Origin of the sequence: Desulfosporosinus sp. OT (assembly GCF_000224515.1) — a bacterium.
Lineage (GTDB): Bacteria > Bacillota > Desulfitobacteriia > Desulfitobacteriales > Desulfitobacteriaceae > Desulfosporosinus.
This window is the reverse complement of sequence record NZ_AGAF01000108.1, coordinates 1-14,110: the sequence shown is the minus strand read 5'-3', so window position 1 is coordinate 14,110 and position 14,110 is coordinate 1. Positions and strand designations below refer to the sequence as shown.

Genomic DNA, 14,110 nt, shown 5'->3' with positions numbered 1-14,110 from the left:
TTGCTGCCGTATTTCATGATATTAAACACAGTACAATACTGCTCCACAAGCTTTATGGCTCTGACCACTTTAGATTCCAAACCTTCATCCACTTTGATATGATATTAATAACTAAAAATTTAAAGAGGTTAGATAGATGAAGGATTGGTTTACTATTGACCACATTGACGCAGATACACATATCATCAGCGAATACCGGCATTGGGAGGAAACTCACTGCTATCTTCTGAATGGCTCTGAGCGCAGTCTTCTGATTGATACCGGCCTCGGCATTTGCAATATTTATGACGTAGTAAGGAAGCTGACTGACAAGCCGGTTATCGCAGCTGCTACCCACATCCATTGGGATCATATTGGCGGTCACCAATATTTTCCGGATTTTTACGCTCATAAAGAAGAACTGAACTGGCTTAAAGGTGAATTCCCTCTAACCATGGAACAGATCAAAGGCATGGTAGTTGACCGCTGTGAGCTGCCGGAAGGCTATAATGTCAATAATTATGAATTCTTTCAGGGTACACCGGCAAGAGTACTGAAGGACGGCGACAAAATCAACATTGGAGGCCGGTGCATTCAGGTACTGCATACTCCCGGACATTCACCGGGACATATGTGCTTTTGGGAAAAGGATCGCGGCTATCTTTTTACCGGCGACTTGGTCTATAAAGACACGCTGTTTGCCTACTATCCATCCACGGATCCGGAAGCGTATCTGGTTTCCCTGGAGAAGATTTCGGCGCTGCCGGTAAAGGGTGTGTTCCCGGCACACCATACTTTAGACATTCAACCCGAAATCCTTATCCGGATGCGTGATGCTTTCCAGCAGCTCCAAGCCAAAGGGCAGCTGCATCACGGCAGCGGAACCTTCGATTATGGGGACTGGGCTGTATGGTTGTAAAGCAGAGATCCTAATAGAAAAGATAACACTTCCTGTTATACCTAGATCACTTTTTTTATAAAAATTGATCGGAATCTTTCTGTATATGAACCCAAAAAATGCGGAAAGGGAACTGATCAGAAAAATATGTTTCAACTTTTGTCATATAGCTGCCATCTATTATCCCTTCAATATGGAAGACAGGCGGCCATTGTGCTAAATAGCGGCGCTCCTCTTTCGAAAAGGTTATGTCCGGGAGGGCAAGATGCAATATAAACATAGCAAGTATAAATAAAAGGGGAAACACAGACAAAATATTCAGTATGATAGAAAGATTTCTTTTGGTTTTTGTTCCCATATCAATCCTCCAGGTTAAAATCGGAAATATATAAAAGGGTTGTATGTTGAACCAACCATATATGCCGTTGAAAAAAACATTAATGCGCAATAATATACGTTTGCTGCCAATTTATAAATATTAGGATGAATTCTCTTAAATGATAATGCTAGTTTCTTCGGCCAAGGTGAGGCAGCACTGATACAAACAATATATAAGATGACACAAGTTTTTAACTTCATAATTGCTTGGTTGTCAATAAACGCGGTGCCACCCAACCCAAACATGACCCGCAGAAAACTCAACGCATCAGTCAGGTTCGAGAATTCAAAAAACACCCAGCCTATCATAACAAACAGCAGTGAGTATATATAGCGGAAAGCCTTCGGCCATCGTGCCATTCTATTCTGCAAAAACAATTTTTCTATCAATAATAGAGTTCCAAAATAAAGCCCCCATATGACAAAATTCCAGCTTGCGCCATGCCAGAGCCCTGTGAGAAACCATACGATGAACAGGTTCCGTATCAGTTTCCACTTACCGGCACGGCTCCCGCCAAGAGGAATATAGACATACTCCTTAAACCACGATCCAAGGGAGATATGCCACCTGCGCCAAAATTCTGAGATACTTTGCGAAATGTATGGATACTTGAAGTTTTCCTTGAAACGGAATCCAAACATTTTTCCCAATCCGATGGCCATATCTGAGTACCCGCTAAAATCGAAATAAATCTGCAAGGTAAAGGCCATGATCCCGCCCCATGCCATGAGTACGGAAATTTCTGTACTGGGCATGGCTTTTACTTGGGACCATAGCAGGCCTATATTATTGGCGAGCAGCACCTTTTTGGCCAGACCGCACAGGAAGCGATGAAGCCCCTCGTTAAATTTTCGGAGGGTCACGCGTCTGTCAGCTAACTGTGATTCAATGTCTGCATAGTTCACAATCGGCCCGGCTACCAGCTGCGGGAACATCGAAATGTAAAGTGCAAACAGAATCGGGCTTTTCTGTGATTTTATTTTTCCCCTGTATACATCAATCACATAGGATAGAGCTTGAAAGGTATAAAACGATATCCCGATAGGTAGTGCTGGCGCTGCTGCATTCAGATTCCAGCCGCTGACGGATGTTATTGTGCCTATTAACATGCCGAAGTATTTAAAATATGCGAGACAGCCAAAGTTAAACACCAGACTTATTATTAACCAAAGCTTCCGCTTTCGTCTGCCGGTATTATCTTTGTCTAAAAAAGAACCTATGCAATAATTAATCATGATGGAGATGCACATCAATATTACATAGGCAGGCTCTCCCCATGCATAGAAAAACAGGCTTGCAGCAAGCAGGACAATATTCCTCAAATGCTGTCCCAGGACCCATGGGCGAGCCGTTCGCGTAGTGAACGACCCGCCTGACGAATAATATAGAATTACTGTGACCGGCAAAAAGGCAAACGTAAAAAACAAACTGCTGAAAACCATAGAACCCTCCGCTATAGTGATTCAGAGAGTTTCTTCAGCCACAGCTGATAAAATTCTTTCTTGAAGTGAACACCATCTTCGGCAAACAAATCGGGGTTTTCCTTTATTATTGCCCCTATGTCAACATAATTAGCGGATAATTTATCTGCCAGTTCCTTTAATAGCTTATTATATTCGTCTATTCCTTTATAGCGGGGGTACTGTTTTAATGCTTCCTGGGTTACAGGTGTTATGGATTGGAGATATATTTTTGCGCCGGGCGCTTCTTCCTTTATTTTATTAATCAGTTTCGTCAAATCACTTTCAAATGATGCTTTAGGATCATCTACCGGCATGAGCATGTCGTCCGATCCTAACATGATAAAGACGTTATCCGGCTTCTTTCCAGCTAAATCATCCATGTACTCTTCATAGATATAACCTGCTGTAGCTCCCGCCCCAGCCATTACATTTTCGCTAGGCAGAATTTCATTAAAAGCCAAACCTTCGGTAATGGAATCTCCTATAAACACACTGTTCTTAAACTGAGCTGTAACATCCTTTTCAGCTATTTCATCCTTACCAGCTTTTTCATTTCCAGCAGTTTCATTCCCGCAGGCAGCCGTACCAATCAGAAGAATGCCTATCAGGAAACACATCATGAATTTTTTCATATAAATACCTCTTTTCTATATTTAATACATTAGATATTACAGCAGCGAAATGCAGAACAGGTGCAGATGGAATGAAGCCCAGATGTTATTTTCCTTCCTACAAAAAAAGCAGCCATGAAGGATATCACCCTTCACGGCTGCTTTGACGGTAAAATATCAAGTTGATCCAACTATTGCTTTATGACTGTACAGGCAGTATAAAGAAAAACCGGACGCCATCTTTTGTATTTTCCACACCATAAGATGCATGATGAAGTTCCAGTATTTCCTTGGATATGGAAAGCCCAAGACCCGTACCCGATTTGGATGACCTCGCCTCAACACGGTAGAATTGATTCCATATCGATTTCATGTCTTCCTCTGATATCGAATTCCCCTGATTTTCTACGCTGATTTCTGCTGTTTGCTCATTGCTTTTTACGGCAATTACAATCGCATGTCCACTCTCCGTATGCTGGATTGCATTACTAAGAAAATTTGTCATAACACGGCTGATTAACCCTTTGTGCCCCACTACCATTTGAGGACTAAGTCTTAATGAAATCGAAAGACTTTTCACTTGTATTTGCTCGGCAAGCGACTTATATACCTCGGTAATCACTTTGTCTATTTCAAAAGGAGCCATTTCAGGCTTATAGGTACCGGATTCAAACTTAGCCAGATCCAGCATATTGACAACAAGCAAGTCTGTCCGCTGTATTTCGTCTTCCATCGCCTGAAAGTAATGGTCCCTTTTTTCAGCCGCAATTCCGTCTTTTAAAATAGACAGACAACTTTTCATAACAGCAAGAGGGGTTTTCAGCTCATGAGACACCCCAGCAATAAATTCCTTCCGCGTATTTTCCAGTTGCTTCTCTTTATCAAGATCCTGTTTCAACTGATTAATATACACTTCTATCTGGTTCGACAGGTAATTGATATTTCTGGATAACTGACCAATTTCATCTTCAGAACCCACGGGCAGCTTTTCCGTAAAATCCATCTTTGCTATTTTTCCTGTGATCTGGTTGATGGATATCAACGGTTTCGCCAGCCACTTAGAAAAAATAAATGCCAAAAATACAATACACAGCAAGGTGAATCCAAAAAAGTAAGGATAGAATTGCCGTATGACCGCTATTGCCTCATCTACCGGCTGAAGAGAGGTCATGGCAAAAATATATCTTGTTACCCCTTCTTCAATAACCGGTTTTATGATTACCTTATATTCCGAAAAATTTTCCTCCTTACTAAGTTCTTCCGTACTCTGAAGAGGTTTCCTATTATCTGCCAGCAGACCTGCCTGAAATACCTTTACCTGCTCCAAAAAATAACGTTCCTGGTAAGGAAACGGTATATACTCAGTTCGTTCAGGAAATACGGTTTTCGTTATCGTTCCCCTGTACAGACCGGTTTCAAGGTGACTGTATGCTTTATCGGCATGGGAGCCATGCAGCTTATTGGCAATGCTTAAATTTACGACTCCCATTGAGCCAGTCTGTATCTGATAAGGTATCCTTTCATCTGCTATATTAACGGTATCAATGATCACCTCATCCCCTACTTTTAACAAGGAGAGCACATCAGATGAAAATTCTCCTTCAAAGGAGTACATTGGAATTCGCCAAATATCCTGTGATTCATTCTTCAATTTTACGTCAATATAGTAACTTTCTGCATCACTGATACGTCCGTATTCATCCAGTTTTGTTATCCAGATATGGTTATTCTTATAGAGTTCGACCGATGCGGCTTCCGCTCCTTTTTTCCCTGCCATATCAGAATACTTGTTCATATACCTTTGGAGAGTCTCTGATTTCTCATTAATGTAATACTTCTCAAAAAAGTAATTTTGCGCGATCCCGATAAATAAAAACATCGTGGAGAATATTAGAGCTGTTAACATAAACCATTTAAAAACAATACTTTTTTTCATAGCTGTTCCTCTTCGAATCTATATCCCGAACGGATAACCGTAACAATGCAGTTGCCTTTACTACCCAACTTAGCACGCAGGTTTCTAATATGGCTGTTCACTGTCTTTTCATCACCATAAAAATCATAACCCCATACTTTAGCGATCAGCTGCTCTCTGGTAATTACATTCCCTTTATTTTGCATTAAGTAAGCCAGGATTTCAAATTCTGTATGTGTCAAATTAATTATATTGCCATCTGCATAAACAAGTCTTGAGCCCATATTTATGACAATACCGCCAGATGATATTGGCATTCCATCTATAGTACCTGAGTATTTTTCAAGAAAGCGTTTCACTTTTGCCATTAAAATACGAGGACTGTATGGTTTGATCAGATAATCATCCGCTCCCAGCTCATATCCCAGAAGAGAGTCATCCTCATCTGAAAGAGCGGTCAAAATGATTATGGGAATAGCGGAGCTTTTTCGTATCCTGCGGCATACGGACCAGCCGTCAAGCTTCGGCAGAACAATGTCAAGTATTACTAAATCAACTAAATTTGATTGAAACAGCTCTAAAGCTTTCTCTCCATCTGCCGCCTCTAATACCTGATATCCATCCTCGGTCAAATAATCTATTATCACTTCGCGCAAAATATCTTCATCTTCAACAACCAAAATTTTATTCATCATATGCTCGCCTTAACACCTCATCCGAATTATTTACACATTTATCCACTTTTTCTTTTCTTATGAAAATCTATATCTGATAAATGTTTTTCACTCAGAACAACACTCAACTTCACAGTTCTCTATACCCCAATGATTTTCTAAGCCGGGGTGAGCACAGCGCCGAGAAGGTCTCAGTTTATCCTCCGTTTATATTTACGTGTTAAAATAAAATCAACTATTTGAGAACGGAGGTGTTGGCATGAATACCATCCTGATTGTTGATGATGACCCCTATATCTGCGAACTTGTCAGCACAGTCCTCAAAAACGAGGGCTTTATCACCTTTGAAGCCTCCGACGGGCGGGACGCACTGCGCAAAATGACAGACACAAGCCCTGACCTTTGTGTCATTGACCTTCTGATGCCGAATATGGACGGCTTTGAATTGTGCCGGAAACTTCGCCAATATTATGAGGACATGCCCATACTCATGTTAACAGCCCTGGAGGATATAAGTCAAAAAGTAAAAGGTTATGAACTTGGGACAGACGATTACCTCACCAAGCCCTTTGAACCGGCAGAGCTGATTATCCGAGTGAAAGCGCTGCTCCGGCGGTATAAAGTCCCTGCTTCCGAGGCTTTGAGTATCGGAAAGCTGACGGTTGATAACAGCAGCCATACCATTTATCTGGGCAGCCAGCGCAGGGAGGATATTCCCCTGAAAGAGTTTGAGGTTCTTTACAAACTCGCCCGCTCCCAAGGTAAAATCATCCCACGGGATAGTTTCATCGAGGACATATGGGGCAGTGATTTTGAGGGAAACGAGCGGACATTGGACGTTCACATCAATCGTCTGCGCGAGAGATTCCCGGCGGAACAATACGGTTTCAAAATCACCGCCATCCGCGGAATTGGCTATCGCTTAGAGGCGACCCTATGAAAAAACAAAAATGGCCGCAAACACTTAGCTGGCTGCTTTGGTGCCTGTTCATCATTATCGCAGGGTTCACGGCGGGGTATTATCTGACAATGATGATTTACACAATAATCGGCCGGCCGCCGGAGCCGGCCGCCTATGTACTTTACGGACTCCTATCTCTTGCTGTGTTAGCATTGGAATTTTTTCTGTTTTTCTATATCCTCCGGCGTGCTCAGCAAGGAAAAGACCACGGCTGGCTGCAGGACAGCTTTTTTAAGGTTGCCTCCCACGCCATGAGTCGAATTGCCCATGGGGATTTCAGCGTATTCCTCGACCCACGAGACTTCAGGGATCACAGTGAACTTGTTGAGAGCATCAATACCATGGCGCAAGCCCTTGGCACCCTGGAAACCTTGCGGCAGGATTTTGTTTCCAACGTTTCTCATGAAATACAATCCCCCCTCACATCCATCGGCGGCTATGCGGCGCTTTTGGAAAATAACGCCCTTATGCCTGAGCAGAGAAAGCATTACCTGGAGATTATCAAAGCTGAAAGCGCCCGCCTGTCAAAGTTAAGTTCAAATTTACTGAAACTTTCCTCACTGGATTCCGGCGTCATCCCCCTTGCCGCCCGTCAATTCCGCTTAGATAAGCAACTGCAAAGCGCAGTGATTCTACTGGACCCCCAATGGTCGCAGAAAAACATCTCCATAACAGCGGATCTGGACAAAGTGATGGTTTCCGCTGACGAGGAACTTCTTTCCCAAGTCTGGATTAATCTCCTGCACAACGCCATCAAATTTACGCCGGAGGGTGGCAGGATTCAGATTACCCTTGCCGCAAAGGGCGGGAAAACCATCTGCACTATTGCCGACAACGGCATGGGTATCTCCCCGGAGGATCAGCTCCATATCTTTGAGCGCTTCTACAAAGTGGATAAATCCCGGGACCGCTCCCTGGGCGGCAATGGTCTGGGGCTGTCCCTTGTCAAAAAAATTGTGGAGCTGCACGGCGGGATAGTGAGTGTAGAAAGCGAGCCAGGAAAAGGCACAACCTTGATCGTCACCCTTTGAGTTTATATTTGTTTATATTCCGTTTACCCTCCGTTTATTTTGCAAGCTTACCATAAAGCTGTAAAGGAAACGGAGGGTATTTTTTATGACAAACACAAGGCTGAAGAATAACTCAATTTTAGCGGTTGAAGCTCACGGTTTGGTAAAGACCTTTGGGGATAACAGGGCTGTTGACGGAGTGAGTCTGAGTATCCCCACAGGCAGCATCTGTGGTGTACTGGGTCCCAACGGTGCAGGAAAAACGACGACAATCAATATGCTTGCCACCTTGTCCAAACCGGATGCGGGGAATGTGAAAATATTCGGCTATGATGTGCTGAGCGAAACTCAAATTGTCCGGCAACTGATTGGGCTGACAGGGCAATTCGCCTCTATCGATGAAGATCTGACGGCTTTGGAGAACCTGATGATTTTCGGCAGGCTATATGGATATTCCCGCCAAGATGCTAGGCGAATAGGGAATGAACTCTTGGCAGAGTTTGGGCTTAGCGATGTGGCCAGCCGCTCATTGTCCAAGTTTTCCGGCGGTATGCGGCGCAGGCTTGACCTGGCGGTAAGTCTGATTTCCCAGCCGCCGCTGATCTTCCTTGACGAGCCGACAACCGGTCTTGACCCCAGAACCCGGACCCAGATGTGGCAGACCATACGCAAGCTGGTCAAAGGCGGCTCGACGGTATTGCTGACCACCCAGTATCTTGATGAGGCCGACCAGCTGGCCGACAACATTGTGGTCATCGACAAGGGACGAGTGGTTGCCAACGATACCCCGGAGGGATTGAAACGCTCCGTGGGCAGCAGTTCCTTGCGCTTAACCGTCAAAGACGCGGATCACACCGCCAACGCAGCGCAGATCATCAGGGGCATACTCAAAGCGAAGGTTCATCTTGCGGAAGCATCTGAATTGATTGCGCCCATGAATAACCCCGACAAACTGACGGATGTACTGACGTCACTGAAAGATGCCGGAATCGCGCTGTCCGGGGTAAGCATCCTGCAGCCTACCCTTGATGAGGTGTTCTTCGCCCTGACCGGTGAGAGTTCCCAAGCTAAAAAGGAGGAAAATTAATATGCCGAATACCACCATCCTGCCCGCCAACCAGCGCAACCTAAAAAATCGCGTCGGAGTTGGCCGCGCAATCAGAAATTCAGGCACCCTCGCCTATCGGGCGCTCTTAAAAATGTTTCATAATCCCGAAATATTTGTGGATTTCGTGGTCTTACCGGTTATGTTCACCTTACTTTTCACCTTTTTATTCGGAGGAGCGATTGCAGGCAACATCTCCAACTATCTGCCCATTGTTATCCCCGGCGTTTTGCTGATGTCATCCTTCACCAATTGCACCACCGCGGGCAGTAAACTGCGGGAGGATGTTGACAAAGGCACAACCAGCCGTTTCAAATCAATGCCTATTGCGCGGATTGCTCCCTTGGCGGGGAGTTTGACTGCCGACCTTGTGCGCTACGTCATGGGAGGAATTACAGTTTTTACGACAGGATATCTTCTCGGTTACCGGCCCGAAGCAGGCATTTCCGCAGTGATTTTCAGCATCCTTTTCGTGATGTTCGTTGCTTGGTGTCTGAGCTGGGTGTTTGCCTTCATTAGTCTGTGCACCAAGACTATTTCAACAGCCTCTGCCATTGGTGTCGTCGTAATGTTCCCCTTAGTATTCCTGTCCAACGCTTTTGTTCCGGCGGAAACCATGCCGGGCCGACTGCAATATTTTGTCCTGCATATCAACCCCCTGTCCCATGTCGTAACAGTGGTTCGGCAGTTGTTGACCTATGGCACCATCGGCGCGGATTTTTGGTTCGCATTATCAGGTACTTTGGCGTTACTCCTTGTATTCATTCCGCTGACACTTATTGCCTATAAACGCAAGGCGTGATCCTCTTTCCCTATTCAGGATCACGGTGTTCATCTTTAATGGCTACAACTTTGAACCCCGGAAACGGCTCCCCCTCCATGAATTCTGCTTCTCCCTCCTGCAGTGCTTTTAAAAGGATATCCATGGCATCAGCTACTTTAGCCGCCAGCTGAAAACACATCTTTCTATAGTCCAACATCCAATCTACTCCCCCTATTTCAAGCAGCGGCAAGGCTCAGGGTTGTGACCCGGGCCTGCCGTCTGCTTTTATAGGGGAAATTAAAAAGCGCATGCGAGGTTTTTTACCCTACACATGCGCTATGCTTCGTTATTTGCTGAATCCTAAATACCTGAACCCAATTAACGTTCTTTTCCGCTGCCTGGGTCAGGAATAGGTTGATCTCCTGCTGCGTGAAACCGCACAGTCTGCTTTCTGACGACGTTCCATTACAATCGCTACACCGGAGCACAGGCACCTTGCTTGTGCATAAACGGGCAACATTGTATAATAAAAATGTCGTCGTGGACAGTCTGTTACGTGTAGGTGCCTATACACCTGCGCGTGCCTGGAAGTGCGCCAACACTTTCAGGTCACGGCGACTTTTTAATTTCCACCTATTTCTAATTATAGCTTTTTTGACGGGGATTGCAAGGTATGGGAGAGGGGTAGCAGGAAAAAAGCGTGCTGTCCCCTAACGATCACTTCCGGGTAGATTATCACTTCGAAAAAATGATTTTCAACTGCTAACCTTAATTTCACTACTACCTATAGGTTTAATACCTTTGTATAAAATCCCCTCATCATAACTTTTTATATCAAAATAAGCATTATAATAATTCCATAAGTCTAAATAATTAGACTTGGTGTGGCTTCTCCTTTATTCAATCCTTTTTGTATTTTTCTTCTTAGCGATTCATCTGAAATGTAATTAAGAATAAAGATTGTTTTTTCTATTCGGCCCATTTCGCGTAAGGCTGTAGCTAAACTGTTCTGTCTTGCATAAGAACCTAATTTCCCCATAATAAGGGATGCTGAGACTGTTCCTTCTCTTATTGAATGGGCTAATCGTAAAACATCCTCATAATTTTCTCCAATGACCTTTGTATTTATTTGTCCACGTAAAATAGCTTCTAGTTTTGGATACTCGCTAATCATCCCATTTCTGTAATTTTTCAATTTATTACTTCCAATTATATATCAATAGAGTGTACTCTATTGATACAAGTGTAGGAGACTGATTAAATCATAGTTAAGAGCGTCTCATAAGACTTGTCTCAAAAATGAGGTGATATTTTGCGAAAAATCGGTTATATACTGTCAGTTCAACTAGCCAAAATCCTTCAAGGCAATTTCAGCAACTGAACGAAATCGGAATGGATATTATTTTTGAAGAAAAAGTTTCCGGAACAACAAAAGATCGTGAGCAACTTCAAAAAATGTTAGAGGATATACAAGAAGGTGACATCATTTATGTTACGGACTTAACTAGGATTACTCGTAGTACACAAGATTTATTTGAATTAATCGATAACATACGGAGTAAAAAGGCAAATTTAAAATCCTTAAAAGATACATGGCTAGATTTATCAGAAGATAATCCCTACAGCCAATTCTTAATTACGGTTATGGCGGGTGTAAACCAATTAGAACGTGATCTTATCCGTATGCGGCAGCGTGAAGGGATTGAACTGGCTAAGAAAGAAGGAAAGTTTAAAGGTCGGTTAAAGAAGTACCATAAAAATCATGCAGGAATGAATTATGCAGTAAAGCTTTATAAAGAGGGAGATATGACTGTAAATCAAATTTGTGAAATTACAAATGTGTCTAGGGCCTCATTATATAGAAAACTATCGGAAAGGAACAGTTGATGAGTTATACCAAAAATCGGAAATATATAATAGAAAATAAATTCCATATAGAGGTGGAATTATATGCCTAAAATTGACAATATGTTAGCAATTCTATGGATGCTTCGTTCAGGTGAAAAAATTACTGCAAAACAAATTTCAGAAAAGTTAGAGATGAATATAAGGACTGTGTATCGTTATATTGATACAATTTCAACAAGTGGCGTACCTATTATTTCAGAACCAGGACATAACGGTGGATACACTTTATTGAACAATTTTATTGAGGCTCCTCTTTTTTTTGATTTTGAGGAGCAAACTTCACTATTTCACGCTGCTGTTTTTGCAGAAGAAGCCGGATATTATGGAGGTGAAGCACTAAATAGGGCCATTTCAAAACTAAGTAAATACTCAAATCAAGAGCAGGAAACAAAGATAAACCAACATTTAACTAGTCTTGAAGTAATAAGTCGATTAAGTTCACTCTCTATGGAACCTTTTTTGAAGGAGTTGGAGCAGGCCGTAGCTGACGGGTACTCAGTAAAAATTCTTTACCATAAAAGTGGCGAAAAGCAATTAAATTATAGATTGGTCGATCCGTACAGAATTATCTATTGGAATAATAAGTGGTATGTGATTGGATTTTGTCATCTTAGGAATGATATCCGTAGTTTTAGAGTAGATCGAATTGAAAGTCTAATGCTAACCGAAAATAAGTTTAACCGGCCAGAAAATTTTTCAGCACGTGACTTTTTTATGAAAAACCTCCTTCCTACTATAGAAGATAAGGAAGGGATTACTTCTTTAGTTATTAATGGGAATACAAGGACGTTGGGAGATATTTGCCAACATTGGTTTTTAGGACATTATTTACAAGAACGGACTTCAAATCAAGCAGTATTTCTTCTTGAAAAGGATATGATACATACATATGTACCTTATTTACTTTTACCGTACGGTAAATCTATTCAAGTTATTGAGCCATTAAGTCTAAAGAAAAGACTTATTGAAGTTCTGTCGGAATTAATAAAATTTCATCAAGTATGATAACTTCCCTGACGTTAGCTGTCAGGGAAGTTATATTATAATTGGCTATATCAATTGTGATTGGGAGTGTTATTGGATGCAAACAAAAAAAGTTTATCTATATGTATTTAACACAATGTCAGACTGGGAATATGGATATTTAATTGCAGAATTAAACACAGGAAGATATTTCAAAAAAGATATAGCACCTTTAAAAGTAGTTACAGTAGGAGCTAATAAAGAAATTATTACTACGATGGGGGGACTGAGCATAAAACCAGATATTTCCCTTGATGAGTGTACTCTTGAGAGTAAAGATCTTTTAGTTTTGCCTGGAGGGAATACTTGGGGAGAAGTTATTCATCAACCAATCATGAAAAAAATTGGCGAAGCCTTAAAGCTCGGCACTATTGTTGCTGCAATTTGTGGTGCAACTGAGGCCCTTGCGAATATGGGATACCTAGATTCTAGAAAGCATACAAGCAATAACTTAGAGTATATTAAAATGGTTTGTCCTAATTATAAAGGAGAAAAATTTTATGAGATGGGACCTGCGGTATCTGGTGAGAATTTGGTTACTGCATCAGGAGTAGCTCCTCTGGAATTTGCGATGGAAGTACTGAAAAAATTAGATGTATTTTCACCAGATACATTACATTCATGGTATAACCTAAATAAGACTCACAAACCTGAATACTTCTTCCAGTTAATGAATTCAATAAATAGATGAGCTAAAAAAATCAACTTAGCAGATTTATATTAGTTTAAATAATTACCATGCTTTAGACGATGTCAAAGCATGGTTTTTGAATATAACTTAAAAATGCTTATGGGTAATGAAAAAGCCCAATTTCTCTGTAGAGGTTGACTTGGAATTCATAAAAACGATAACTCTTAACGATATGTTTACATTCATTGCATATTGTCAAACTGAACTACACGCTTCGCCTGGCACTAGAGCAAGAAAAATCGTATCTATCCGTCAATTTTGGAAGTATCTCAAAACAAAGGCTCATCTCATTGATAACAATATTGCTGAAGAATTGGAAACCCCAAAACTCCCTAAAAGAATACCAAAATACTTAAGTCTAGAAGAATCAGTTAGACTTCTAATTCAATGCGAGGAGTCTCCACGCGATCATGGCATAATAACCATTTTTCTGAACTGTGCTTTACGTTTATCCGAATTAGCAAGCTTAAATATCGACCAAGTAGATAATGAAGTTATTAGTGTCGTTGGCAAAGGGAATAAGGAACGTAGAATCTATTTGACTCCAGCGGCCAAAAAATCGATTAATAAATGGATTCAAATATGAAAATCCATTGATATACCTACCAATGCATTATTCATTTCAAGAAACAACAGGCGGATGACAACCAAAGCTATTCAAAATGTTGTTAAAAATATATTATTGCATCTGGCCTTGACCCTAAATCCATATCGACTCATAAGCTCCGGC

Annotated in this window: 14 protein-coding genes and 2 pseudogenes; 9 read left to right on the top strand and 7 right to left on the bottom strand. The window is 41.8% G+C overall.

Annotated features, from left to right (window positions below):
- Nucleotides 1-136: 136 nt before the first annotated feature.
- Entirely contained in the window at nt 137-898 is a 762-nt protein-coding gene (locus DOT_RS09850) for an MBL fold metallo-hydrolase (RefSeq protein ID WP_009617752.1), read from the top strand.
- Nucleotides 899-953: 55 nt separating this feature from the next.
- Here DOT_RS09850 and DOT_RS09845 read toward each other — a convergent pair whose 3' ends face one another.
- From DOT_RS09845 to DOT_RS09825, 5 genes are all read right to left on the bottom strand, one after another.
- A complete protein-coding gene (locus DOT_RS09845) occupies nt 954-1,235 on the bottom strand; it encodes a DHHW family protein (RefSeq protein ID WP_050809856.1) in 282 nt (93 codons plus the stop codon).
- Between the two features lie 14 nt (nt 1,236-1,249).
- Nucleotides 1,250-2,698, bottom strand: coding sequence for an MBOAT family O-acyltransferase (locus tag DOT_RS09840; protein ID WP_009617748.1), 1,449 nt, complete (start codon nt 2,696-2,698; stop codon nt 1,250-1,252).
- 11 nt (nt 2,699-2,709) lie between these two features.
- Nucleotides 2,710-3,351 (bottom strand): SGNH/GDSL hydrolase family protein, encoded by a 642-nt coding sequence (locus DOT_RS09835; RefSeq protein WP_009617746.1) that lies wholly within the window; start codon nt 3,349-3,351, stop codon nt 2,710-2,712.
- A 178-nt stretch (nt 3,352-3,529) separates the two neighbouring features.
- Complete coding sequence (locus DOT_RS09830; RefSeq protein WP_009617744.1) at nt 3,530-5,266, bottom strand: HAMP domain-containing sensor histidine kinase; 1,737 nt, start codon at nt 5,264-5,266, stop codon at nt 3,530-3,532.
- Nucleotides 5,263-5,937, bottom strand: coding sequence for a response regulator transcription factor (locus DOT_RS09825; protein ID WP_139024179.1), 675 nt, complete (start codon nt 5,935-5,937; stop codon nt 5,263-5,265). The genes DOT_RS09830 and DOT_RS09825 overlap by 4 nt, the downstream gene beginning before the upstream one ends.
- Nucleotides 5,938-6,178: 241 nt before the next feature.
- On the opposite strand from DOT_RS09825, the gene DOT_RS09820 reads away from it, so the two are divergent.
- From DOT_RS09820 to DOT_RS09805, 4 genes are all read left to right on the top strand, one after another.
- Nucleotides 6,179-6,859 (top strand): response regulator transcription factor, encoded by a 681-nt coding sequence (locus tag DOT_RS09820; RefSeq protein WP_009617740.1) that lies wholly within the window; start codon nt 6,179-6,181, stop codon nt 6,857-6,859.
- Nucleotides 6,856-7,911 carry a HAMP domain-containing sensor histidine kinase gene (locus tag DOT_RS09815; protein ID WP_009617738.1) on the top strand — a complete coding sequence of 352 codons (1,056 nt, stop codon included), beginning with the start codon at nt 6,856-6,858 and terminating at the stop codon, nt 7,909-7,911. The genes DOT_RS09820 and DOT_RS09815 overlap by 4 nt, the downstream gene beginning before the upstream one ends.
- An 85-nt stretch (nt 7,912-7,996) precedes the next feature.
- Nucleotides 7,997-8,977 carry a daunorubicin resistance protein DrrA family ABC transporter ATP-binding protein gene (locus DOT_RS09810; RefSeq protein WP_009617736.1) on the top strand — a complete coding sequence of 327 codons (981 nt, stop codon included), beginning with the start codon at nt 7,997-7,999 and terminating at the stop codon, nt 8,975-8,977.
- 1 nt (nt 8,978) lies between these two features.
- Complete coding sequence (locus DOT_RS09805) at nt 8,979-9,797, top strand: ABC transporter permease (protein ID WP_009617734.1); 819 nt, start codon at nt 8,979-8,981, stop codon at nt 9,795-9,797.
- A 10-nt stretch (nt 9,798-9,807) separates the two neighbouring features.
- Here DOT_RS09805 and DOT_RS31045 read toward each other — a convergent pair whose 3' ends face one another.
- Both DOT_RS31045 and DOT_RS09800 read right to left on the bottom strand, forming a co-directional pair.
- The gene (locus DOT_RS31045; RefSeq protein ID WP_009617732.1) at nt 9,808-9,975 is read right to left on the bottom strand and encodes a hypothetical protein; all 168 of its coding nucleotides are present in this window, start codon (nt 9,973-9,975) and stop codon (nt 9,808-9,810) included.
- A gap of 669 nt (nt 9,976-10,644) precedes the next feature.
- Nucleotides 10,645-10,938, bottom strand: a pseudogene (locus tag DOT_RS09800) (Tn3 family transposase); the annotation flags it as partial.
- Between the two features lie 132 nt (nt 10,939-11,070).
- Here DOT_RS09800 and DOT_RS32665 point away from each other — a divergent pair.
- The 4 genes and pseudogenes from DOT_RS32665 to DOT_RS09780 all read left to right on the top strand — a co-directional run bounded on the left by DOT_RS32665 (nt 11,071) and on the right by DOT_RS09780 (nt 13,966).
- Nucleotides 11,071-11,645: pseudogene (locus tag DOT_RS32665) on the top strand (recombinase family protein).
- Between the two features lie 63 nt (nt 11,646-11,708).
- A complete protein-coding gene (locus DOT_RS09790) occupies nt 11,709-12,671 on the top strand; it encodes a YafY family protein (protein ID WP_009617726.1) in 963 nt (320 codons plus the stop codon).
- A gap of 76 nt (nt 12,672-12,747) precedes the next feature.
- The gene (locus tag DOT_RS09785; protein ID WP_009617724.1) at nt 12,748-13,380 is read left to right on the top strand and encodes a type 1 glutamine amidotransferase family protein; all 633 of its coding nucleotides are present in this window, start codon (nt 12,748-12,750) and stop codon (nt 13,378-13,380) included.
- A gap of 106 nt (nt 13,381-13,486) precedes the next feature.
- A complete protein-coding gene (locus DOT_RS09780; protein ID WP_009617721.1) occupies nt 13,487-13,966 on the top strand; it encodes a tyrosine-type recombinase/integrase in 480 nt (159 codons plus the stop codon).
- Nucleotides 13,967-14,110 lie beyond the last annotated feature (144 nt).